Here is a 24517-nt window from a genome sequence, read left to right as displayed (position 1 = left end):
CGGCTACACTGTTCCGTGATCTGGGTCAAATGACATCGGCGAAGTCTCGTTCCATCTTTCTGAAATATGCCAGGCCTCCAATCAGGACGCCAAGAAAGACGACGATGCTTGCCCCTAAGACTACTGGGTCAGGAGCGGATTTACCTAATAGAGCCCAACGAAACCCTTCGATAACTCCGGCCATCGGGTTGAGACCATAGAGTAATCTCCACCGCTCAGGCACAAGACTGACCGGATACACAATCGGGGATAGAAACATCCATATCTGAATCAAGAACGGGATGGCATGCCCCACATCTCTATATTTCACATTAGCGGTGGACAGAATCAGCCCAACTCCAGCGGCTGTGAGCATCGCAACAAGGATGAAGAGAGGTAATGTGAGCACTTTCCACGTGAGCGGAATACCGGCATACACAAGCAGACCAAATAACAAGACAAGCGACAAGGCAAAATCGATCAGTGGCGAGATAATCATCGAAAGAGGGAGCAGCATCCGCGGGAAATAGACTTTCGTGACCAAATTGGCGCTACTCACAAGACTCTGTCCTGAGCGCGTAATAGCTTGCGAAAAGTAGGTCCACGGAAGGAGAGCGGTTAGTGTGAACGCAGGATACCACACGCCGTCCGACGGCATCTTAGCCATCCGCCCGAATATCGCGGTAAAGATCACCATCGTGATCAATGGCTGCAGAAGGACCCAACTCGCACCGATCGCCGTCTGCTTGTAACGGATTTTAATTTCCCGTTCAACGAGCGTATATAACAACTCCCGATATTCCCAAAGTTCAGACCAATCGATATCAAACAGCCCGCTTTTCTTTTCGATTATCAGCTTCCGCCTTGACTGACTCACCAATGCTTTAGCCTGAGCGTGCGATTCCATGTTACTCCCGAATCCTACTTCCATTCAGCCGTCAGAAAAAAACCAAACACGTGGCGAGAGAATTGGTACTCGACTGCGCTTCCATCACTTTTAATATTTGTAAATCTATAGGAAATATCTCCCGTGATATTTCTGGTCACTTTGTAGCTGAGCCCGGCTGATCCGGTGAAGTTCTGAAACGTCGAATTGGAGGTATCGGGGAAGAATTGACTGAAGCCGTAGGCCGCCGACCCATCGAGAGTCAGCCGTTCATATATCCTGTGACTAATTCCTGCCCGAGCAAGGTTGCTGATAACCGCACCACCCTGTAGGAAGATCGATGGCCGGGCTTCCCGTGAAAGCGTCACATTGAGAACCGTGTCTCGCTCAGGCTGGGTCGTAACTGTGATGGACCCGGACGGAAGGCTGCGGCCGGCCGGCTCGACAAAGGTGACTCCTCCCTCGACAGTAACGTTCCACTCCTGGAACTCCTTGGTGTAGTCACCTGCCAACGTCACCAAAGTGGTACTAAATGACCTCCCACCGTCGGATCGCGACTGCAGTATGTAACTTTGCCTATATACGGCCGCAATACTGTCGTTTCTGGTCAGTCGATATCGCGGTCCTCCGTACCACGTGTGGCTATTCGTGTCGAAGAAACTCACTCCGGGTGTGTCTCCACCAGCTATAGTACCCACCCTTCGAAGGGCGAACGTATACCCCCCCTCCACAGCAAGGTCTCTCGACACGGGATATGAACCGTTCACCGATGTTGTATTGATAAACGTATTCGCCCGGAATCCCTGTACGCCCTGAAAGAACGTCGGGTCTTGGGGCACGATCTGCCTCACTCCGGTCACAAAGCCGGGAGATTCAGGCGTATATCTGAAGTTTTCGATTACACGCAACTTGGCTCCTCTGACGTACTGATCAACCCATCGATCCAAACTGACGTACCCGTTCAGTGTCGCGTTGAAAAAATTTAGGTTTGTGTTTTCCACATACGTATTGAAGTCCCCGCCAATTTTGATCTTCGCTTCGATATCCCGAGTGTCGTGCAGTATCTGTGCCGCTCCACCGACAGTCGTCACAAAGTCTTCAAGCTTTGTGCCCGCGGGTAAGATCAGTGCCGGTCGGTTGAATATATTAGTGTCATATCGCCCCGCCACACTCGCGGATGGAACGATCGTCGTCTCCGCATGAACTTCTGCAATCTGCAACGCGCTATAGCCCAGGATCAGTATGAGCGCAAGTGCGCCTCTGACCGTTCCGCTTCTCTCGGCATACCTATAACATCGTACTAGAATCACGGATATTCCTTTAGTTAATCGGGGTGACTACACACAGGGCGGTATATGGCGCATAAGGCACTACCCCATCCAACCCTCTTACTCAGTAACTAGATCGCTGAAGAGCCGCAGCCATCCCCTGGGATCAGACGACCGATAGAATGCTCCTTACGGCACGACCAGCGTGTCGCCTGAGGCCAATACAATGTTGCCGGGCTCACCACGACCGCTCACGAGATCATCGTACCGAAGAGGGATGTGGATCTCTTGGCGCTTATGACCGGGGCTCTCGATCACCCGCACAACTTGCAGCCTATTCTTACTCGCATAGTTTGTGAAGCCTCCAGCCATAGAAATCGCCTGGAGCACGGTCACATACGACTTGAGCTGGTATTTCCCAGGCTTCGCGACCTCGCCCAAGACAAATACAGAATAGCTGTTGAGTTCTTTGACGTTCACCGAGACTGAGGGATTCTGAATATACCCTTTAAGCCGGTCGGTGATCTGCGCAGCGAGCGCCTCCGCGGTGAGACCTGCCGCTTGAACGTCTCCAATAATAGGCATCGACACGTATCCGTCCGGACGTATTAAGGTAACCCTGGACAGATCGGGGTTCTTCCACACATTGATCTCTATTTGATCTTCGGAGCCGAGAAGAAATTCGGTCGGAACATCGGATGCCTTGTATTCTCTCGACGTCACCGGGCCCAGGCAACCGGCTTGGACAACAACGAAACACAACGCTATCCCAATTGAGAGAATACGCACGACTAACTGTACCCGTCTGGATATGCAAATCAATGGCGTGCAGTTGTCCACGGAATTCCTTTCCGGCAGTCTCTATCGGCCTGGGAAGACTACCATTGACTCACTTGGAACCACGAGTGTATCACCAGGCTTGAGCTCGAAGTTGTCGCTGATGCCGCTGCGGAGCACAATATCATCATAGCTTGCCGTGAATCTTCTCATACCTGGGGCGGTTTCGGTAAATCGAAAAATGACGATCTGATTTCTTGCCGCCGTCTCTTTGAATCCACCTGCAATCGTAATCCCTTGTAGAAGCGTGGTTTTGCTTTTCAGCGGATATCGCCCAGGATGAGCTACTTCACCAAGTAGGAAAATATTGGAACTATTGACCTCTTTCAGAGTCACAGCCACAACCGGGTTCTGAACATATTCTTTCAGCTTGTTCGTCATTTCCTCAGCCAATTGCGTGGGCGTTTTCCCGACGGCGACCACGTCACGAATAATCGGCATGGAAATCCTGCCGTCAGGGCGTACTTGCACTTGCCTGGATAAATCTGGGTTCCTCCACACGGTGATATCCAGGACATCTTCGGCACCGATAATATATTCACTACTGACCGCGTTCGAGAGCTTCTCCAACAGCGGTGCCGCTGCTCCCGCTTCTTTACTGACCTGCGCTGCTACTTTTTCACCTTGGTTCGCGGGAAGAAGGGACAATGCCGTGTCCGGACCCTGCTTTCCCGACGTTACCGGAGGGATGTTTCGAGTTTCACTCAGCCCTGATCCTGCGCTGAGTCCAAGAAAGAGCAGGGTCATTGTGATACAGCGGGTGCACTTCATAATCGGCTCCTTCTTTGGTTGAAGCCCCTCAGTCGTCGTCACCATGACACTACTCAACTTTCCATTTCGATTCAACATTGCGCCAATTTTGCGCTTCCTGATACACCACAAAGGTCTCGACCGATACGCTTCACTGTCGGCTCAGGTGCTACCGTCCGGTCTTCACCGAAGGAAGCGCGGTAAACTCGACCACAGGATGCGGGTCGATCCCGCGAACAGCGTCCAGATATCGCCGTTGAATCGCGCCAAGGATCGGGGACTTCTCGGACAACTTGTAGTCGTCAATCGTGGTCACTAATGTGACTTCGTGAAGGGTGCCGCAAACAGCGAGTTCATCAGCCACCAGCAATTCTGTTCGATCGATGGGGCGGCGGCTAAATTTCACTCCCAGCGATTGAGCAAGTGCCTCCACCATATCGAGCGTGATGCTTTCGAGAGCTCCCTCAGTGGCGGGCGGAGTCACGATCGTGTCATTTCTTACCATGAGGATGCACGAAGCTGTCGCCTCAGCAACACGTCCGGACTGATTGAGTAACACCATATCCTCATAATCTCTCGACTTTCCTTCAAGACGCGCCAACAGGGATACTTGGTAATTGCTCCCTGTCTTTATTCGAGCCGGCAGCGCAGTATCGCTGCTTCGACGCCAGGTGCTCACTCCGATTCGGATCGGACGGGGAGCCACTTTATCCTGATGATAAGCGGTGAGGACGAGGTCCGCAACCGTATCTTCTCCCCAATGACCTTCCGTTACAAACAAAGTGGTGCGCACCCACATATCGCGATCGTTCGTGACCAATGCCCCGATCAGCTGATCAACGGCCCCACGATATTCTTCGAAGCTGTATGCACATGGGATATGGAGCAGACGAGCGGACCGCTTGAGGCGCTCATAATGCTGCCGCATCATAATGATCTTGAACTGTCCATCCGGCTGCCAATATCCCTTGAGTCCTTCAAATACATTTCGCCCACGCGTGACCGCCTCGCATCCGATGTGAAGCGTTGCTTGATCCCAGGGAACAAGCTTCCCGTTCATGTATGCGAATGCAGGCCTTTGCAGTTGTGCCACGTGTTCCTCCTCTAGAATTATGCTGGATGCGGTGTCCGGAAATCGTGAACGAACCGTTGAGCTACAGAAAGCGCTTGAGGCGTACCGATATCGAGATACCGCCCTGTCGGAAATGGCACCCCCTCCACTCTGAGTTTGGCCTTTACCGCTGCACGCAGCACTGCGCCGACCGGAATGTCACCCTGCGGATCGATTCTCCGATTCCCAATCAGTTCGCTATCCTGCGCCTTTCTGACTCGCCGCAGAAATTGATGCAAGAACTCTGTAAATGCGGGCGTCCACACGGCACAGAGCCAGGCATATCTCAAACGAGTTACGCCCGGCTTTAGGTGAATGGCTCGGACGCGAAGAGACGCATCAATGTCGATCATGTCCATCGACTTGGAGTCATGAGCCGGGAAAAGCGCTAACACAACATCAGCTGCTCGACGATTCAAATGTTCGAGTAGTTTAATAAACACATCGCTCGGTCGGAACAGAATATCCGGGAAACCGAAGGCGACTACCTTGTCCTTGATGAAGGAGTATGCCCGGTCGACAGTGTCCGGCGGGCCACTGGAGCCTTCGATCACAACATAAGCAAGATCCATATCGAGCTTTTGCCCGTCACCCCAGTATGCCGGAATATCCCATTTGCCCTTACGAATGATGATATAGCTTTTCTGGATGCCCGCTTCGCGGAAACATTCCAAGAGATAGTGGCTGGCTACCTTCGGGCTCCTTTCCGTTCCGTCTCGATCTTTATCGATTCCAACGAGAAGCAATTCCTTACTGCACGGGAGCGGCGCCAACCGCCGGGAATGGCCTGCCGCCGGGACAACCGCCACGATACCCTCTCTTTGCGCGTCCCGAGGCTTCATGTGAACCGGATGCGAGACGGCATCAGCGCTCTCCCTTCTCCTCTGCTGAATACACAAGCTTCCCTTCGCCGACTGTTTCGTCGTCGTAAAGCGCCACCAGCTCATCGGGAATATGCGCCAGATCAGTGACTCGAAGATAATCTCTCATTGTCGTTCCGCTGCATGCTTCATCAGTCCGAGGAGCGCCGATCTTTCCGGCTACATCATCGAGATTCACTACACGAAAATCGATGCTGAAACGAGTCTTGCCGGAAGTATTGGGCACGCTTGAATGCATCTGCGCACCAGAAAACAGAATGATACCCCCAGCCGGCATGATCAGACGAATCTGGGGATCGAGCGCAAGCGGTTCGATCGATTTGGGCAACGGCCTGGGATCTTCTTTCAAAAACTTTGCGACATGCGATCCGCGATTTTGCTGATTCCACAAATAATAATTGTACCCCTTGGAGCTATTCTTCACTGGAACATTCCAATACTGCGGATGGAAAGCCATGGCATTGTTCGACTGAATATCATAGATCGGAATCCACCAATTTATCTGACACGGGGGTGCGGAATACCATGTATCTCGATGAGGATGCCACGCATAGGCAATGCCCGTCGTTAAATACTTATCGCTGGTGGAACTTCGCATCTTCGGAACGTCAAAATACGTTTTTTCCGGATCGCAACCCATCTCCTCAAAAATGTTGCGCATCAGCGCTTTCGATTCAGGATGATGGATGAAGTTTGGCTTCAGCTTCACGAGGATGTCGGCGTACTGTTCAACGGAAAGATGGAGTTGAGCCGTCTCAGGGTCATAAGGAGCGAAGGCCTCCTCGATCAACTTCTTGGCGAACTCGATAAACGCGAGAGTACTCTTCTTTGGAGAATACACAAAGAGCTGGCCTTGATATAACTCTTGGCGGCGCCGTTCGTCCGAAAATGGAGGGTCATAATAAACAGTATTCATGATGCTTCTCCATTAAGTGTTTCCCGGCCTCCGACATTCCTTCAATAGTCCGGCTTCCGCGAGCGCCTCGGCGGCGACTTGAATTCTGCGGAACGGAAGATCGGCGCGTTCCGCGATATCAAGCAAGGCATGGCGCCCATCGGATAGGTTCAAAACCCACAGGAGCGCTAATTCCTTGAACTGTTTCTCTTGTTGACCTGCAACGGCACGATAGAGCCCTCGCCGTCCCAATTGTGGTTCGCACTTCGGATTCTGACTCACATATGTGCGATTTCCTTCCAACAACTCAAATGTCTCCAGACATCGGTCATACGACCGGATCAGAGACTCAGCCTTCACAAAATCGAGATTATCCGCGGACGAATGATACTCCGGATATTCGCCATGCGGTGTACGCATGAAGCACCCAACGGGCAGATCAAACCCCGGAGAACAATATTGCCTCTCATCATATCCGTAAGGTGAAAAGTCGACAATGGAGTAGGTCTTCTCCGAGCACTTCAGCACATGCGCCATTGCGCGGTCAATTTCCGCATTGCCCTGTCGACTTTTCTTGTATGTGACATTCCCCGCGTCGCCGACGCCGGTCAAGACCAGCCCATGTTTAATGCGCGATACATGCTGTTCGTTCCTCGCTAACCAAGTGATAGACCCAATCGTTCCTGGGATAAAGACAAAGCGGTATGAATATCGCCTTGACCGGGCGGCTACAGCCTGCGCCAGCATTACTGCTACGGCTATACCTGAGAGATTGTCATTGCACAGGGACGGATGACATACATGACACGAGATGAGAATCTCGTCCGAGGTCTCACCGGATAGATAGGTTTCGCCATAGGTCAGTGAACCCGACTGAAGGCTGGAATCGATGATCACATCGTAGTCCTCGTCCTCCTGCATCCCCGACAATTGCTTCTCACTCAGACAAAATCCCCAATTCTCCGTGTAGTAGGAGGTACGGTACGGAATCCACTCGGGATGATCGGGCAAAGAGAACAAGTGCGGCCTCAACTCTGCCAATCGCATCTTTTTCCGAACTGGTACGCTGTAACTCATCAAATGCAAATTGCTAACTTTGTAATCGACCAAGCGTGACCCGCTTCGACTCATAATGTACGCATCGGACACATTCCACTCAAGAGGAACCGTCCAGTCAAACACCTTTGTTCCGCTGGGAACTTCATGCATCTCAAGGGGTATATGCTTTTGGAGAACTCTGAGAGTCTCTCGGACCCCTTCTCCGGTGATACTCCTGCAGATCGGGTAGAGTTCCGCCATGAAATTGTGCATCTCTTTGCCCAAATCGTCGGCTCTTGCTATCTTCTGCTGGTAGGCTGGAGTCATTGGTTACAACGAGCCGTTCCTTACGAATGCTGGCCAAGTTCGATCCTTCTCCGACATAACCAAGATGGGTTCCGGCCACGCAATCTTGAACGCGGGGTCATCCCATCGAAATCCCCGAGCACTTGTAGGTGCATAGAACTCCGACATGTGATACGACACCTCGCTATTAGCTTCAAGCGTGAGAAACCCGTGAGCAAATTGCTTCGGGATGTATACGGCTCGACGGTTGTCTGCTGTCAGGGTTATGCCTACATGTCGACCATATGTGGGTGATGTTGGGCGCAAGTCGATGATGACATCATAGATTGATCCTGCGGTACAGCGAACCAGCTTCACCTCCTCATTCGGGGATGCCTGGTAGTGCATCCCCCGCATGGTTCCCTTGCTGATATTGCCCGAGATGCTCGACTGCACCCATGTAACGACTAGTCCATGTACTTCGAACTCTTTTTGACACCAAGTCCTCGCGAATATTCCCCGTTCATCTGATATTGGCTCAGGGTCAATTATGAATGCGCCCTTGAGGACGGTTTCCGTGAAAATCATGAATATATACGAACTTCAGGAATCGGGACGACGAACTTCCCTCCCCACTCGCGAATATAGCTCATCTGGTTCATAACTTCTTCACGGATATTCCAGGGAAGTATCAATAGATAATCGGGGCGTGTCTGGCGAACTCGTTCCGGCTCATAAATCGGGATATGGATTCCTGGCAGAAAATGGCCTTGCTTGTGTGGACTTCGGTCAACAGTGTAGTCAATAAAGTCTGTTCGAACGCCGCAATAGTTAAGCAGTGTATTCCCTTTTGCCGGAGCTCCATAGCCTACGATACGTTTGCCTTCTTGCTTGGCGGAAATTAGGAAAGAGAGCAGTTGTCTCTTTGTCGACTCGACTTGCGGGCCGAACGAAAGATAATGATTCAGGCCGCCAAATCCGGCGACTTCTTCGTGCTTTCTTAGCTCCTTTGCACGTGTTTCAACGGGCTTGCTGACGTCGTCATCGTGACAAGCATAGATTCGGAGTGATCCACCGTGTGTGGGCAGTTCTTCCACATCGAACAGCCTCAACTTATGGTGCGCGAACACTCGCTCAACCGCCAGGAATGAAAAATAGGAAAAGTGTTCGTGATAGATCGTGTCAAATTGATTCTGATGCATCAGCTGAAGCAAGTGAGGGAATTCCATCGTGATAAGACCCGTGGGCTTCAAAAGCACTTTAAGTCCCTTCACGAAATCGTTCAAATCAGGTACATGTGCCAGCACATTGTTCCCAATAATTAGGTCAGCATCCCATCCTTGCGCGGTCAATTCCAGCGCAGTCTTTTCCCCGAAGAATGCAACTTTGGTATTCACTCCCTTTTTCGTAGCCGCTTCGGCCACATTCTTCGCGGGCTCGATTCCAAGCACAGGAATACCTCGTGCTATGAAGTTTTGCAGAAGGTACCCGTCGTTACTGGCGATCTCCACTACTCGAGAGCTATGGTCCAATCTGAATCGATCGACGATCATGTCGACATAGGCTCGGGCATGGGCTAACCACGAATCCGAAAATGAGGAAAAGTAGGCATAATCCGAAAAAATGTCATGCGGAGTTGAAAACTGCTCCAGCTGCACCAATAAACATTCCTCGCAAACATAAACATGCAATGGATAAAAGGGTTCCACACGATTTAGTTGCTCTGCTTTAAGGTAGGAGTTGGCCAACGGGGACATGCCCAGATCGATGAACGTGTGCTCAAGCGCCCTACGGCATGACCGACACTCTGATTGCCCCATGCCCAGATCTCCTTCCCTTCACGAAAATCGATGGAATGTGCCCGTCGCCCTGCGCGATGACCGGCGCCCCCTCAACTACTACATTCGCTCCTTCCACTCAAGCTGGTCTGTCAGGTGTTGACTCTCACGCAGTCGCTTTAAAGTGATCAATCGTATCAACTCACCTGTCCGGAACTCAGGATCATGAAATTTCATGGCCATGAGTCCATCGCGAAGATCTCTCACGGCAGTTTGAAGATCTACCATAGGAAGAAATCCTTGCGCTAACTTGGAAAACTTATCGAAATTCACGCGATATGAACGTTTATCCGGCTGTGCATCTTTGTTAATTGAGATCTCCACATTCGGCACGAGATTCGCCACAGCTGTCGCCAAATCTTTCACTTGATAATTCCATGCGTCGCTTCCCACGTTGATCGTTAGAAAGGCCCCGCCATCTCGATGATCTCGCTGAATAGCCCAATCGATTGCTCTCGCCATATCTTTGACGTGAATCAAGGGACGCCATGGGGTTCCATCACTCAGGATATTGATTCGTTTAGCTACCAGCGCACCAGCCACAAAGTCATTTAAGACAAGATCCAAACGCAGCCGATCACTCATGCCGCAGGCCGTAGCGAACCTGAGGCAGGTTGCGGTGAAGGTCTCCGATGCAAGTGACGCCAGATCTCGTTCAGTATTGACCTTCGATTTTGCATAGGCCGTAAGCGGATTGATAGGGTCTTCTTCCCGACGAGGTCCTCCCTCGGCAAAGCCATACACACTGCAACTCGATGCAAACACGAATTTTCTAGCGCCGGCTTGCTTTGCCTTACGAGCAAGGTCGATGCTCGCTCGATAGTTGATATCGAGAGTCACTTCCTCAAAAGTGGCACCCATTGGATCATTTGAGATTGCGCAGAGATGTACAATGCAATCAACTCCTTCCAGAATCTTCTCTGGCACCTGTCGGATATCTCCGAAGTATTGCACATCGGCTCGACTTTCTGGCAATCGCGTCGCACCCGTTAAACAATGAGCAAAGTAGCCCATGTCGTAACCGATGAGCGTTGCCTGAGGATGGGATTCTCGTAAACGTCGGAGCACTAATGGTCCTACATAGCCCATGTTGCCGGTAACCAAGATCTTCATGTCATACTCCCTCAATTTCCGCTTGGATCTTCTTTACTCACTAACGGTTTCCCTCAAGAACAACCGGTTGCGCTCCCCGCATGCACTACTCCAATTTCTCACTTCCCGATGCGATTTACTGCAAGGTAGGCCAGGAAGTTCACACCCTTTCCAACAGTGTAGTGGAGAAACAATTATAGGATGATCTTCAGACCATTGATGTTTTTACCATACTTTCCACGGCGCCTTGGATGACTGCCAGAGTTCCTCCAAATAATTCTTTTCACGCAAAGTATCCATACAGGACCAGAACCGGTCGTGCCGATAGCCTATCAGTTGACGATCTTCCGTGAGTTGTTCGATTGGCTCTCTTTCCCACACGGTTTCGTCGCCTTTGACGTAGTCTATGGCCTTGCGATCCAACACATAGAAACCTCCGTTAATCCAGCCTTCATCCCCATGCGGCTTTTCCCTGAAGTCGACGATGTGATCTTGATCAAACACGAGCCTTCCGAACCTGGCTGGCGGCAAGACCGACGTCACTGTGGCGAGCTTCCCATGCGACTTGTGGAACTTGATAGTGGCTTGAATATCGACATCTGAAACTCCATCTCCGTATGTGAACAGAAATGTTTCGTCGTTGCCGATCCATTTCTTTAACTGTTTGAGCCGACCACCCGTCTGGGTATGTAGACCGGTTTCGACAAGGTGGACCTTCCAATCCTCATGTTGCTTCCCGTCATGAATCGTTGTCTTCCCGCTTCCAAGATCGACTGAAATATCTTTATTGAAGGCATAGAAGTTAAGAAAGTACTCCTTAATCATTTCTCCCTTGTATCCTAGGGCAATGATAAATTCCTTTATGCCGTGGGATGCATAAATCTTCATGATGTGCCAGAGGATCGGCTTCCCTCCGATTTCGACCATAGGTTTTGGTCGCAAGGTGGTCTCTTCAGAAAGTCGGGTCCCTAATCCTCCGGCTAGAATGACCGCCTTCATGCTCATTTCCTCCTATGCAATGCTTTTGGCGTCTGGAACGCTATCTGTGGAGATCGAATTGACACTAGGATAGTAAACGAAACTCACGCCGCTACATATGGGGACAACTGACCAATATCTACCACGGCTCGTGCCCGGAGTGCGAGTGCATGGAGAAGTACAATCGCCCTTTGTCGCCCTGGCATTTTCCGCACAAAAACTGCCTCAAATCCAATCAGAGGACCGTCCATAATTTGGACTAGCTGGCCATTTCTCAGTTCTTTGGCTTCTTCTCGTACGAACATTTTAGCATCTTTTGTTTTGTTCTTAATGATGTCGATCATCGCGGCATCGACCTTCACAGGAATTGAGCCGAATTCGACGATCTTTCGGACTCCTCGGGTATAAATTACTGCTCTATAATGCTTTGAAAGATCGATTCGGACAAATAGATATCCGGGGAACAGGGGACCAATTACGGTTTTTGGTTGCCGTCGGACGATTTTATGCTCTTGTAACAGCGGCAAAAAACACTCAATTCCCAAGCGCTTGATATTTTGCTCAACATGCCTTTCATGGTTCGCTTTTGTACTAACTGCATACCAATCCAACTCCTCAAATCTTGAAGTAACAGCAAAATCTTCGTTAATCCGGTTCACATCTCGGGTTGGTTTTTCCATAATTTAGCTCAGCATGTGGGCTACCGCCCATCCGGTGCACACCAGATTTTACTTTTATAGAGCCTCCCCCACAAGTCAACGTACGAACCGGGACATCGTCGTCACAAAGCTAGAACAATCTTCTTGAGAAGGCTTCGACCGACCCCCCACTCACCTCATCGGCGAGTGCGCCAGAACTCCGAAACTATTCTCCATCTATGCAGTTCTTCGAACCTAATACACCGACATGATGAATGAGACATTTGGTTTGGGATCTATTCTCGGGAAATTCCAGTGTGAATACTCACTTATTGAATCTCAATAGAGAGCTGATGCTTCTCGCCGCAAAACCATTGCCTGTGCCGCATTGTTTTGCCGACTCAAGCACGTCTAAGCACCGCTCGCTTCATGATTGCTTAATACGGCAGAGTTAAACTATGCACGATTCTAAATTAGAACATGAATTTAAGCCCCACAAAGTATAGCGCATGACTATTTGAATTCCCGAACGGCAGCTTTCTTGTCCAGCGGACTTCAGCTAGGGTTGGAGTTTCAGCAATGGTTATGGGTGTCGGCACATAGACTTTCAACACCTGTTCGACGGCTGGGGCTTGATCCATGAGGATCAGCATACCCCCGCTGCTGATATTTAGCGATAGCGCTCTACCGTCTCTCGCGGAAATGGTGTTTCCCTCTTCGGGAGATGTTATTTGATAGAGGATCGGCCTCAGTAGCGCCGCTCGCTCGCTATGTTTCTCATGGCTATCCCTTATCGGCCATTCCCATTCAATTGGTGTCACTTTCGAACCCTCCTTGGCTATAAAGCATTGTATATACAGACTTTTACGTTGCGATGATCCCTAGCTACACATCAGGACATTAGAATCGATTGAACGGTTATCCAGCTAGGACTGATAGATCCGATCCCACACCTCAGGAACCTGTGGCGAATATATTTGTTGCGACTTGGATGAACAATACCAATGATGTAGGCTGCTTTCCCAAAGGTATATGTTGACTCCCTCGAAAGGGTTAGGTACTATACCTGCATTACCCTGTGTTGTACCTATCGAGCTGATCTAATTAGGGTTGTCAAGAATCGATACTGGCTCATTCCACAGAAATAGAGTGCCGCCATAAGTCTTTATGACTGAATCACCAAAGGGTTCCGACCAAACAGATGTGCTTGCTGATCAAAGGGCAGGATCAGGAATTGTGGTGCTATCAGCATCTATGCAGCTTCTCCACATGAATCGACAAGCTACTGAACTTGCTAAGAAAATCAATGCTGTTGAGCATGGGGGCAATACAGCGATTTCCGCACGTGGAGTCCTGCCGACCGCCTTGACTGAACTTTGTGGAGAAATTATTAAAGCCCTTCATATACGTACGGAGGCCAAGGATTGGGAACAATTCGAACTCAAGCGGGTGACCGGGGATCCAAACCAGCCGATTCTTTTGAGGGGATTCGGTTTGCCAGATCGAGGAGGGATTCAAAACGCCAGGCTTGTGGTTACCATGGAGGAGCTGGGGCGGAAACAAAACCTCAATACTGAACATGCTAGAGAACGGTTCCAATTAACAAACCGTGAGCAATCAGTAGTTGAACACTTGGCGAAAGGGTGGACCAATAAGGAAATCGCGAATGCCCTCCAGATTACCGAACAAACAGTAAAAGAACATATTAAGCACATTATGAGAAAAACGAACGCTACCACCAGGACCGGCATTCTTGTCCAAATCTTCAATTCCTAGTCCTGACGTTTCCCTTTGCTATAGCTTTTTGATTGTGTCAACGGCGCAACAGTGAGTTGAGATTGACACAGCTCCTGATAATGAAAATCCTGGTATCTTCTCCTTTTCCTTCAAATCCAAGAGGTATTTGTTAGGCCTACCACTTGCAGTAAGGCTCCTTAGAGGTGAGCAGATATGCAAGGCATGGTAGCTAAAAGTCTAGTTATAGGGCTTCTTGGAGCGGCGGTTCTTACTTCAGCTTGTGCAACTAGCCCATCATCCCAGGTAACAGAGCTACAAAACAGCGGTTTCATGTCGCTCTGGAACACCTATGCCGACTGCAAGTCTACCTCTGATTTGAGCCAGGCAATGGCAGATTTGAGTCAACTTCGTTCAGCCAGTCAACTAGCCGATGGAAACGAAGGGTTTATCCTTCCACTGCCGACTCACCTTGAGCGCCTGGTTGCCAATCCAACTAGTCGAGTTGCAGTTGATGCAGAGGCTATGGTTGCGGCCTGTGCCCTTCACTCTGGGGAGCTGGCTTTAAATCAAGGACAGACCGACACTGCTCGCGATCTCCTTGTTTCAGTCACCAAGCTTCAGAGGGAAGAAAACTCCTACTACGTTCTTAGAGCCAAAGTTCTTCTGGCAAAACTCGGGCAAGGGATCAACGTTTCGTTCAATACTCGCTAGCCCCTTTCCTCTCCCCGCAACCCGCGATAAAGCTCGACATATAGTTTTGCCGATCGTGTCCAAGACAGATCGGTATTCATTCCTGCATTGATCAATGACTGCCAGGTCTTCCGCTCTTTATATACATAAAGGGAAAGCAGAATCGTGGAAAGCAAGGATTCAGTTGTGGCATCGGTAAAGTGGAAGCCTGTCGCGGACTTGGATTTGACCGTCGACGGGCGAAAAGGAACGACCGTATCAGCTAGACCTCCTGTACGACGCACAATAGGTACCGTGCCGTACCGAAGGCTATAGAGTTGACTTAATCCACAGGGTTCATAGCGAGACGGCATGACCAGCATGTCCGAGCCAGCCTCAATTCGATGCGCCAGCTCTTCATTAAAGCCAAGATGAAGACCGATCTGATTCGGATATCTCGCCTTGGCTGCAATAAATTGTTGTTCCAAATGGCGATCACCTGTGCCCAGCACGGCAACTTGTATATCTAGAGACATCAGTTCAGGGATAGCCTCCATCAAGAGATCAAAGCCCTTTTGAGATGTCAGCCTGCCAATCACAGCCAAAAGAGGCGCCTCAAGAACCGGCAATTCAAGTTCCCGCTGTAACGCTCGCTTGCACACGGGTTTGCCGGACAAATCAGTAGCCATGTACCGCGTGGGCAGGTAGGGGTCATGCTTGGGATTCCAAACGGTGACATCGATGCCATTCGTAACACCTTTCACTCCATCCAGGCGGCTCGCCAGTACACCTTCAAGCCCACAGCCGAATTCCGCCGTCATGATTTCCTTGGCATAGGTAGGGCTCACCGTAGAAACAGCATCTGAAAAAACAATACCGCCCTTTAGGCAATTGATCGACCCGTAGTACTCCACGCCGCTCGGAGAAAACAATGTCGGAGGGAGACCCGTCTCAACGAACTGCTTGCCCGGGAATATGCCTTGATACCCCAAATTGTGCAGGGTCAACAACGTTTTTAGATGTTGGAGCCCCTTGTACTCATGAGGCAGAGCCTTAAGATAGACCGGACACAATGCAGTCTGCCAATCATGCACATGCAGCACATCGACCTTCTCTCCTCGCACATCGGCCAGCACTTGCAATACTTCAAGAATTGCGCGGCAAAAGAGGGCAAACCGATTGAGGTTGTCCGGATAATCACGATGGTCCTGTTGGTAGAGCCCCTCACGATCAAAGTAGGGATCATACCGCACGAAGAGTATTCTCAATCGATGCAAAGCTCCTGTGACCGAGACATATTCTTCTTCTACCGATACGTCCGCCGTCTTCCCACCCAACGCAATAGAGAATCGCATGGTCGGTTGACGAGACTCAGGGGTTGCCTGGGTTCGGTACCTCGGCAACAGCAATGTCACCTGATGCCCTAATTTCGTCAACTCGATCGCCAACGCCCCGACCACGTCGGCTAACCCACCCGTCTTCGCGTATGGGACAGCCTCGGAAGCTGCCATCGCGATATGCAAACCATCTGGCAATGTTGAGATCATGGGATAGATCGAGCAGCGGAACTAAGGACGGGAAGGTTCATCGACCATGGTCTTGAATCGATCCTCATAGGCCCAGGATTTTGCAAGGGCCTGTAACTCCTCAGGTTTGAGCTTTTCCTTGTAGACAAGGCGATCATCGAGAAATACCAGTAACCAGCCACGATCGGGGTATGCAAAGTACACCCCTTCACCTGCATGCACTCCAGCCTTCCACCCTTTCGGCGCTTCTCCCGTGGCCACTCGCGATCGAGGAATGACACTGAAGTCCGGCATCACGAAAAAATAGGTGAACTCACTGTGATAGAGAGGGGGCTTGCCCCAAGCGCTGACGACCGCTCCAGCCGTGATTTGATCCAATACAAGATTATCGGCCTTTACCAGCTGTTCTTGCTGCTCCTGCGTCGGCATGCTCTTACAGCCGACGATCAACAAGAACGCCGAAAGACCGCAGAGGACCAGCACTGTCTTCATCGGGACGATGAGCATGTCGATCACTTTGGACCTTGCCCTCACATGAGCCGGCGGGATTTGGATTCGACTGGTTTCACCGGTTGACAGACATCGCATTGGCACAACTTTCTCAGCAAAGAATAGGAATAGATGCCGGTTGCATGGCCGTCGCTCCACGTGAACTGGAAGGCGTAGCGGCCAACCGGTTGAATATCCTGCAGCATGATCAAGAGCGGCACATCTTCGGCATTGAGCCGGCGCGCGCCTGTCCACTCATCGACACAGGCAGCACAGGGACAGTGCTGCCGTAAATAGCGAACAGGATAGATACCCTTGTGTCCGTCGCTCCACTGAATTCCCAATACTCCTTTGTCGAGCCACTCCATATCCCGAGGCTCCAAAGCAGTGCCGGCCATGCGTTCCTCTGTCATCGTGTCTTACTCATCCCGGTGATGCGAGCGACAGAAAGTTCACCGGTGGGAGCCGTCGACCGGCTACCACCGTTACATACCCTTCGATCGCTTCCTCCACTTCGTTCCTCACTCGGCCCGTGGCCCGCAACCGCGTGACGATGGTAGGAGCCAGCCGAATGGCTTGTTGGAGAAACGAGAGGCTGCCCCGCGAAAGTGTGACACAACGCACCCGTTGGTGTGCAGCACACACCAAGCATACGAGGCCTCCAGCGATCGGGGAAAACTGTGGTTCCCCGACGAAACATGTCTTCCCGCAGGCAACGCAATGATCGGTCTGCGGACGAAACCCCGTGAGCCCCAACAGTCTGATCTGAAAAAGCAAAGCCGTAAACGCAGGATCTTCACTTTCGTGAAGCGACATCAGCCCCTGATCCAGGGTATCAAATAAGAGCGGATCCGGATCACCATCTGGAGTGATTGCCCCCACGACATTGACCATCCGTGCCGCCGAGGCCATCAAGGTGAGATCTTCCCGCAAGATCTGAGCGGACCTCACCAAATCAACATGCGAAATCCGAAACAGCGAATCCCCGCTTTTCTCAAACAGATTCAAGCGGCACAGGCTGAAGGGCTCAAGCGCAGCCCCGAAACGGCTTTTCTGGCGCCGGGCGCCGCGGGCCACCCCGCGGATCTTTCCTAAATTCTTAGAATAAAAGGTCACGATTCGATCGGCATCACCCCACTTGAGGCTCCGTAAAATGATCGCGGTTGTTTTTATGAGAGGCACAGCCACTCCCTTACACCAACACCACAGAAACCGAACAATGCGTTGGTTCGCGTCACCGGAGAGACTCCAAGAAAAGAGTAGCCAAGGTCAGATAGATCGTAATACCGGTGATGTCGTTGGCCGTCGTGACAAACGGACCGGCCGCAACAGCCGGATCAACCCCCATGCGCTTGAGGAGGATCGGCATAATCGTCGCCATACTGGTCGACACCAGAAAGGCGATGATCAGCGAAGCTCCAACGACCATGCCCAAAAATCCCTGATGAAGCACCCAACCAACCAGTGTCAATGTCACGCCGCAGGCCACTCCCATAACCAGGCCGATCTTCGCTTCGCGAAAGAAGACGGGCCATACATGAGTGAGTTCTACAGTACCGGTGGCCAGCCCTCGAATAATCAGCGTCGAAGATTGCAAACCCACATTGCCGCCCATCGCCGCGATCACGGGAATAAAACTCACAATCGCTACGACCTCCTGGATCGTATAGCGGAAATACCAGAGAATCGCGCCGGACAAGAGGCTACCGATCAGGTTGGTAAACAGCCATGGTAATCGAAGCTTCGCCGAACCGATGCTTGAAGACTTCGAGCCTGACTCCTCTTCAATCGCACCGGCCATCTTCAACATATCCTCGGTCGCTTCCTCCCGGATGACGTCGACTACGTCATCGACCGTAATAATGCCTACCAACCTGCCGTCCCGTTCCACGACGGGAATAGCCAACAAATTATAACTGGCCACTTGGCGTGCGACTTCTTCCTGGTCCATGTCGATCGTGACACTCATGGCCTCCCGGGTCATGATGTTCTTCAACGGAGTCGTGGGAGGGACCGTGATGAGTTGCCTGAGCGAGAGGACACCGACTAGGCGTTCATCTTTGTCCGTCACATAAATATAGAACACCATTTCCGCATCGGTAGCTTGCTGCAACCGGCGGATCGCCTCCTGCGCCGTCGCGTCCTCCGGCAGGGAGAAGAACTCCGTCGTCATGATCGCCCCGGCCGTATCCTTCGGATACTTGAGGATATCGGCGACCTCGGTCGAATCCTCGGTCTTCATCAGGGCGAGAATTTCTTTGCTGCGCTCTTCGGGAAGGAATCCGAGAATGTAGGCCACATCGTCGGGGCCGAGATCTTTTAAGAGCCAGGCAATGTCAGAATGCAACAGATCCGCGACGACTTGTTGAATGCTTTCGCCGTCGAGTTCACTCAACACTTGACCACGCTTGCCTTCACCGCGGACCAGCTCGAAGATTTCCCGCTTTTCTTTTAGCGATGACAGGTGGGTCACGACTTTGGCGATATCGGCAGGGTGCATGCGCCCTAACATTTTGGAGAGGTTCGTGATCGCTCCTCGCCGCAGCAGCTTCTGGACGGACTGAATGACGATGTCCGACTTCGTCTGCCCACGCTCGGCCTGATCGCGCAAGACTTCGCGCAGCACATCCCGCTCAGACTGGCGAGGGCGCTGATCCGGTACGCGTGGCTCCGTTGGTCGTTCCGTCGGTTGCATGATTTTCTAGTATCCCAGCTGCACCAATGCCTGCTCGTCCTCACGCCAGGCTTTTCTGACCTTCACCCATAGCTCAAGAAACACTTTCATGCCGAATAGCCGTTCCATATCCAGCCTGGCCTGCGTACCGATCGATTTCAAACGCTCCCCTTGTTTCCCTATCAGGATGCCCTTCTGTGTCTCTCGCTCAACGACAATCGAAGCCCGAATTTTCGCGAGCTTGCCCTGTTCGACGAACTCATCGATCTCGACCGCCACCGCATGCGGCACCTCCTCCTCCGTCTCCTTCAATACCTTCTCACGGATCATTTCCGCCGCCAGCGTCCTCATCGTCTGATCTGTGATGACATCGTCAGCGTACGCTCCTTCTCCGGAGGGAAGATAGGGAACCGTGACCGCCAGCAACCGATCCACATTATCGTCTCCCTGTGCGGAAACCGGCACGACCTCCGTCCACGCGAACAGCTTGGCATATCGATCGATGATGGGAAGCAGCTTATGCTTGTTCACAAGGTCAATTTTCGTGACGACAAGGATCACCGGCCGCGGATGTTTCGCCAACGCCTCCTTCATATATTTAATGGCCGTCATATCTCCTGGACCCGGCAGGCTCGTCGCATCCATGAGCATGTACAACAGATCCGCGTCTTCCAAAGTTTCCACGGCGGTTCGAACCATTCGGCGATTCAGTAAATGCTCAGGCTTATGCAGGCCGGGCGTGTCGAGAAACGCAATCTGGGCTCCTTCCGCATGCACGACGCCCATAATTCGTGTCCGGGTGGTTTGAGGCTTACTCGACACAATCGAGACTTTTTCACCCAACAAATGATTCAGCAACGTCGACTTGCCGACGTTGGACCGCCCAATGATCGCTACCGTTCCGAACTTCATGGCCTCGACAAGGGCTCCTGTTGCTTTCCAGCATCCGGCACAAGTTGATAGACGGTTTCTCCCTTGCGCACATAACCCAACTGTTCGCGGGCCAACTGTTCGATTTTGGCTGGGTCATGCTGCAGACGAGTGATATCCTGCTGTAAGGTGGCATTTTCCCTGCGCAAGGCCGACAGCTCTTGTTCAAGGCTCGTAGCATGATCCCGCATGGAGAGATAACGAGTCAGGCCCATTTCTCCGGAGAACAGCGCCACGAGCAGCCAGATGCATCCCGCAGCCCCCATCACTTGCATCACGGCAAAGAGACGCCCCCGCCATTCCAGCCACTGTCGACCACGATTCTGCTTGATGATCATCTGCGCGTCAATCGACTCCAAAACGAGTTATGCTCTCACAGGCACTGCTTCCCGGCCACGATACAGCGCGGCGGCCCCCAGCTCCTCTTCAATCCGGAGCAGTTGATTATATTTTGCCACTCGGTCTGTTCGGGATAACGATCCTGTCTTGATCAATCCGCTGTTCGTCGCGACCGCCACATCTGCAATCGTGGTGTCTTCGGTTTCACCGGACCGGTGTGAAATGATCGCCGTGTAGCCTGACCGCTTTGCGAGCTCGATCGCATCCAGAGTCTCCGTCAAGGTTCCAATCTGATTGAGCTTGATCAAGATGGAATTCCCGATTCCTTCCTTGATCCCCTTCGAAAAGATCTCTACGTTGGTGACAAAAATGTCGTCCCCGACAAGCTGCACCCTCTTTCCCAGCTTTTCCGTGAGCATTTTCCAACCCTTCCAATCTAGTTCACTCAGACCGTCTTCGATCGAGAGGATCGGATAACGATCCAGCAGTGTGCCATAGTATGCGATCATGGCTTCCGACGAACGTTCCGGATTCTTCTCCGCTTCCAGGACATACCGTCCCTTGTCATAGAACTCGCTCGCTGCACAGTCCAGCGCCAGTGCGATATCTCGCCCGGTCTTATAGCCGGCCTCTTCGATCGCCTGGGAAATCAGGCTCAGCGCTTCCTCATTCGATTGCAGATCCGGTGCAAACCCGCCTTCATCCCCCACAGCCGTGTTGAGCCCCTTCTTCTTCAAGAGGGCCTTCAGCGAATGAAAAACCTCGGTGGCCATTCGGAGGGCTTCGCTGAACCGGCCGGCACCCACCGGCATGATCATGAACTCTTGGAGATCCAATCGATTGTCGGCATGAGCTCCACCGTTGATAATGTTCATGAGCGGGACCGGAAGCACTCGGGCATTACTCCCTCCCAGATAACGATAGAGCGGCTGCCCTGTTTCATTCGCCGCCGCCTTCGCCACGGCCAGCGACACCCCCAAGATCGCATTCGCCCCCAGCTTCCCCTTCGTCTTCGTTCCATCTAAGGCAATCATGGCTCGATCGACGCCGGCTTGATCGAACGCTTCCTTGCCAAGCAGCTCGGGCGCAATGACCTTACTGATGTTCGCCATAGCCTTTGTGACGCCCTTCCCCATCCAGCGTTTCTTATCGCCGTCGCGGAGCTCGATCGCTTCTTTTTCCCCCGTTGACGCGCCTGAAGGCACTGCCGCCCGCCCCTTTGCACCGCTTTCCAGCGTGACCTCAGCTTCGATCGTCGGATTGCCCCGCGAATCGATGATCTGTCTGCCCTTGATTTCTCTAATCGCGCTCATGCTCCTCCACCTTCCTATTCCAAAGCGATTGTTCTATTCTTGAGTTTCTTCAACACTAGCAGTTAGGGAATGACCCGGTGGGCTGCCACTGCGCGCATGCAAGGAGCACCGCCCACAATTCTAAGACTTCGATACACTCCAGCGTGCGCCTTGCGCGAGCATCGGAGTCTACCTGGTCATTCCCAATCCCGTATCATCCCAACTTCTTTTTCAACAACTCATTCACCTTCCCTGGATTCGCTTTTCCCCCGCTGGCCTTCATGACCTGCCCGACGAGGAAACCTAATACTTGCTGTTTGCCTTCCTTGAACTGTGCAACCTGGGTCGGATTCTTGCTCAGCACCTCATCGATTATCTTCTCCAATACGCTTTCATCAGAGACCTGCGTCAGACCCTTTTCTTGAACAATCTGCTCAGGCGCTTTTCCGCTGCTATAGAGCTCCGGGAACATATCCCGAGCCACCTTTAGACTGATCGCCCCTTTGTCCACCATCTGTAATAGGCCGACTAGACGTTCAGGACTGACCGGTGAGACGCTGATATCCGTCCCGGAGTTGTTCAACTCTCTCGTCAACTCTCCCATCACCCAGTTACTCACGGTTTTCGGGTGGTTGAACTGCTTCACACCGCTCTCGAAATAATCGGCCATTCCCTTTGACGCCGTTAATACGCCCGCGTCGTACTCCGGCAATCCGTACGCCTCAACAAATCGACGCATGCGCACAGCCGGCAACTCCGGCAACAACGACTTAAATCCCTCAATCCATTCCTGTTCCAGCTTCAACGGCACCAGATCCGGATCCGGGAAATAGCGATAGTCATGGGCTTCTTCTTTGGAGCGCATGACGGCCGTTTCACCACGGTCGATGTTCCAGAGTCTGGTTTCCTGGCGAATTTTTCCGCCCTCGTTCAAGACCTTAGTCTGCCGCTTGACCTCATAGTCGATCGCATCCTTCACATACTTGAAGGAATTGATGTTCTTCAGCTCGACCTTCGTCCCAAACTCTTTCTGTCCAACCGGACGGAGCGACAGATTCGGCTCACACCGAAAGCTCCCCTCCTCCATGTTGCCGTCGCAGACTTCAAGATACATCAAGATGTCCCGCAGTCCTTTAAGGTACGCCACAACTTCGTCGGCTGACCCCATGTCGGGTTCCGTGACAATTTCCAGCAGTGGTGTCCCGGCGCGATTCAAGTCCACACGGCTTTCCCCCGTGCCGGCTCCATGCGTGTTCTTGCCGGCATCCTCTTCGAGATGAGCTCGGCGGATGCGCACTCGCTTGATCCCCCCGGCGGCGGCAATCTCAATCCACCCATGTTGGCAGATGGGGAATTCGTACTGAGAGATCTGATACCCCTTCGGCAAGTCCGGATAGAAGTAGTTTTTTCTCGCAAATTGATTGTTTGCCGTGATCGTACAGTTCAGCGCCAGACCCGCGCGGACCGCCATTTCGACCGCCGTCCGGTTGATGACGGGTAAGCTGCCCGGCAGACCGAGGCAGACCGGGCATGTCTGGCTGTTGGCCGACGACCCGAATGTCGCGCTGCACCCGCAGAACATTTTGGATTTGGTCCGGAGCTGTGCGTGGACCTCCACTCCGATGACCGTCTCAAAGTTCATCCTCGGTTCGGCCCCTCTTCCTGGATGCGGCCTCGCTCGCGCTTCATCGCTTCGCGTCCCGCATCGAACGCCTCACGCAGGACCGACCGCTTCGTTTCAACAAACTCTTTGCCTTGATCGACGACTTCCTCAAACGCCTCTCCGGCCCGCCCGGCAAGATCGCGTAGATCGGTTTCCGCGCGACGGGCGTACCCGCGCAGTCGATCGCGGGATTCGCTCCCTGATTGCGGCGCCAATAACAGCGCTGCGACAGCGCCCAGCGCCGCACCGCTTAAAAAAGCCAGCAGGACCGCTGCCGATGTTCCTCGATCATCCGCCATTGTGTGTCCCTCCTTCTTGTCTCATCCGTTCTCGCACGACTTGGGTGGCGGCCTTAAATCCCGCCACCATACTTGCCACGTTCGTCAACAGTGTGCCGCTCGATCCGCGAATGATGTTATGGACTTGTTGCACGGACTCACCGACTTCTCCCACAGCATGGAGCAATACCGCCGCATGTTCCGTGCTTTCACGAACCTGATTCGTCACATCATTCAAGTTCTGGCTCATGGTCCGTAGTTCCGCAACAAGCGCCGGCACCTCGACGTTCATCTTCGATAGGAGCTGTTCCGATTCGGCGACCGTCTTACGAACTTGCATCAATACCGGCACGAGATACCCGACCAGTACCACGAAAGCGATCGCCACGAGGAGTGCCGCGATTTCAACGATGCTCATAACAGCCAATCCTCCTGGTCTTTCAT

27 protein-coding genes are annotated in these 24517 nt (G+C 52.2%); 2 read left to right on the top strand and 25 right to left on the bottom strand.

The window, feature by feature from the left end; genetic code table 11:
* Nucleotides 1-25: 25 nt before the first annotated feature.
* From H8K04_05255 to H8K04_05190, 14 genes are all read right to left on the bottom strand, one after another.
* Nucleotides 26-886: an ABC transporter permease gene (locus H8K04_05255; GenBank protein UVT16962.1), complete on the bottom strand. Its 861-nt coding sequence runs from the start codon at nt 884-886 to the stop codon at nt 26-28.
* 14 nt (nt 887-900) lie between these two features.
* Nucleotides 901-2175, bottom strand: a complete 1275-nt coding sequence (locus tag H8K04_05250; protein ID UVT16961.1) for an outer membrane beta-barrel protein — start codon at nt 2173-2175, stop codon at nt 901-903.
* 147 nt (nt 2176-2322) lie between these two features.
* The gene (locus tag H8K04_05245) at nt 2323-2856 is read right to left on the bottom strand and encodes a polysaccharide biosynthesis/export family protein (GenBank protein UVT16960.1); all 534 of its coding nucleotides are present in this window, start codon (nt 2854-2856) and stop codon (nt 2323-2325) included.
* 138 nt (nt 2857-2994) lie between these two features.
* Nucleotides 2995-3741, bottom strand: coding sequence for a polysaccharide biosynthesis/export family protein (locus H8K04_05240; protein UVT16959.1), 747 nt, complete (start codon nt 3739-3741; stop codon nt 2995-2997).
* 148 nt (nt 3742-3889) lie between these two features.
* Nucleotides 3890-4813, bottom strand: a complete 924-nt coding sequence (locus H8K04_05235; protein ID UVT16958.1) for an aminotransferase class IV — start codon at nt 4811-4813, stop codon at nt 3890-3892.
* Between the two features lie 17 nt (nt 4814-4830).
* A complete protein-coding gene (locus H8K04_05230; protein UVT16957.1) occupies nt 4831-5640 on the bottom strand; it encodes a dTDP-glucose pyrophosphorylase in 810 nt (269 codons plus the stop codon).
* Nucleotides 5641-5695: 55 nt separating this feature from the next.
* Nucleotides 5696-6628 carry a phytanoyl-CoA dioxygenase family protein gene (locus tag H8K04_05225; GenBank protein ID UVT16956.1) on the bottom strand — a complete coding sequence of 311 codons (933 nt, stop codon included), beginning with the start codon at nt 6626-6628 and terminating at the stop codon, nt 5696-5698.
* A 12-nt stretch (nt 6629-6640) separates the two neighbouring features.
* Entirely contained in the window at nt 6641-7918 is a 1278-nt protein-coding gene (locus H8K04_05220) for a DUF4910 domain-containing protein (protein ID UVT17873.1), read from the bottom strand.
* Nucleotides 7919-7975: 57 nt separating this feature from the next.
* A complete protein-coding gene (gene rfbC, locus H8K04_05215; GenBank protein UVT16955.1) occupies nt 7976-8518 on the bottom strand; it encodes a dTDP-4-dehydrorhamnose 3,5-epimerase in 543 nt (180 codons plus the stop codon).
* Complete coding sequence (locus H8K04_05210) at nt 8515-9750, bottom strand: methyltransferase domain-containing protein (GenBank protein UVT16954.1); 1236 nt, start codon at nt 9748-9750, stop codon at nt 8515-8517. The genes rfbC and H8K04_05210 overlap by 4 nt, the downstream gene beginning before the upstream one ends.
* A 78-nt stretch (nt 9751-9828) precedes the next feature.
* On the bottom strand, nt 9829-10881 hold the full coding sequence (locus H8K04_05205) for an SDR family oxidoreductase (protein UVT16953.1): 1053 nt from the start codon (nt 10879-10881) through the stop codon (nt 9829-9831).
* A 204-nt stretch (nt 10882-11085) separates the two neighbouring features.
* A complete protein-coding gene (gene rfbF / locus H8K04_05200; GenBank protein UVT16952.1) occupies nt 11086-11859 on the bottom strand; it encodes a glucose-1-phosphate cytidylyltransferase in 774 nt (257 codons plus the stop codon).
* Between the two features lie 83 nt (nt 11860-11942).
* The gene (locus H8K04_05195; GenBank protein ID UVT16951.1) at nt 11943-12518 is read right to left on the bottom strand and encodes a hypothetical protein; all 576 of its coding nucleotides are present in this window, start codon (nt 12516-12518) and stop codon (nt 11943-11945) included.
* A gap of 431 nt (nt 12519-12949) precedes the next feature.
* On the bottom strand, nt 12950-13129 hold the full coding sequence (locus H8K04_05190; GenBank protein UVT16950.1) for a hypothetical protein: 180 nt from the start codon (nt 13127-13129) through the stop codon (nt 12950-12952).
* Between the two features lie 514 nt (nt 13130-13643).
* Here H8K04_05190 and H8K04_05185 point away from each other — a divergent pair.
* On the top strand, nt 13644-14252 hold the full coding sequence (locus H8K04_05185) for a response regulator transcription factor (GenBank protein UVT16949.1): 609 nt from the start codon (nt 13644-13646) through the stop codon (nt 14250-14252).
* Between the two features lie 174 nt (nt 14253-14426).
* Nucleotides 14427-14924: a hypothetical protein gene (locus tag H8K04_05180; protein ID UVT16948.1), complete on the top strand. Its 498-nt coding sequence runs from the start codon at nt 14427-14429 to the stop codon at nt 14922-14924.
* Here the strand turns inward: H8K04_05180 and glgA are convergent.
* The 11 genes from glgA to H8K04_05125 form a co-directional block, all read right to left on the bottom strand.
* Nucleotides 14921-16429, bottom strand: a complete 1509-nt coding sequence (glgA, locus tag H8K04_05175; protein UVT16947.1) for a glycogen synthase GlgA — start codon at nt 16427-16429, stop codon at nt 14921-14923. The two genes, H8K04_05180 and glgA, sit on opposite strands and share 4 nt — an antisense overlap.
* Nucleotides 16430-16450: 21 nt before the next feature.
* Complete coding sequence (locus H8K04_05170) at nt 16451-16915, bottom strand: hypothetical protein (GenBank protein UVT16946.1); 465 nt, start codon at nt 16913-16915, stop codon at nt 16451-16453.
* A 23-nt stretch (nt 16916-16938) separates the two neighbouring features.
* Nucleotides 16939-17295, bottom strand: a complete 357-nt coding sequence (locus H8K04_05165) for a DUF971 domain-containing protein (protein ID UVT17872.1) — start codon at nt 17293-17295, stop codon at nt 16939-16941.
* A gap of 25 nt (nt 17296-17320) precedes the next feature.
* Nucleotides 17321-18079, bottom strand: a complete 759-nt coding sequence (gene recO / locus H8K04_05160) for a DNA repair protein RecO (GenBank protein UVT16945.1) — start codon at nt 18077-18079, stop codon at nt 17321-17323.
* Between the two features lie 52 nt (nt 18080-18131).
* Entirely contained in the window at nt 18132-19469 is a 1338-nt protein-coding gene (gene mgtE, locus H8K04_05155; GenBank protein UVT17871.1) for a magnesium transporter, read from the bottom strand.
* A gap of 129 nt (nt 19470-19598) precedes the next feature.
* The gene (gene era / locus H8K04_05150; protein UVT16944.1) at nt 19599-20483 is read right to left on the bottom strand and encodes a GTPase Era; all 885 of its coding nucleotides are present in this window, start codon (nt 20481-20483) and stop codon (nt 19599-19601) included.
* On the bottom strand, nt 20480-20839 hold the full coding sequence (locus H8K04_05145) for a septum formation initiator family protein (protein UVT16943.1): 360 nt from the start codon (nt 20837-20839) through the stop codon (nt 20480-20482). Before H8K04_05145 ends, era begins: the two co-directional genes overlap by 4 nt.
* 27 nt (nt 20840-20866) lie before the next feature.
* Nucleotides 20867-22153 (bottom strand): phosphopyruvate hydratase, encoded by a 1287-nt coding sequence (eno, locus tag H8K04_05140; GenBank protein UVT16942.1) that lies wholly within the window; start codon nt 22151-22153, stop codon nt 20867-20869.
* A 193-nt stretch (nt 22154-22346) separates the two neighbouring features.
* Nucleotides 22347-23774 (bottom strand): Asp-tRNA(Asn)/Glu-tRNA(Gln) amidotransferase subunit GatB, encoded by a 1428-nt coding sequence (gene gatB / locus H8K04_05135; GenBank protein UVT16941.1) that lies wholly within the window; start codon nt 23772-23774, stop codon nt 22347-22349.
* Complete coding sequence (locus tag H8K04_05130) at nt 23771-24094, bottom strand: YtxH domain-containing protein (protein UVT16940.1); 324 nt, start codon at nt 24092-24094, stop codon at nt 23771-23773. Before H8K04_05130 ends, gatB begins: the two co-directional genes overlap by 4 nt.
* Entirely contained in the window at nt 24084-24491 is a 408-nt protein-coding gene (locus H8K04_05125; GenBank protein UVT16939.1) for a DUF948 domain-containing protein, read from the bottom strand. Before H8K04_05125 ends, H8K04_05130 begins: the two co-directional genes overlap by 11 nt.
* Nucleotides 24492-24517 lie beyond the last annotated feature (26 nt).

This window comes from Nitrospira sp. (genome assembly GCA_024760525.1).
GTDB lineage: Bacteria > Nitrospirota > Nitrospiria > Nitrospirales > Nitrospiraceae > Nitrospira_D.
Note: the sequence above shows the minus strand (reverse complement) of the source record. Positions and strands in the feature narration are given on the sequence as shown.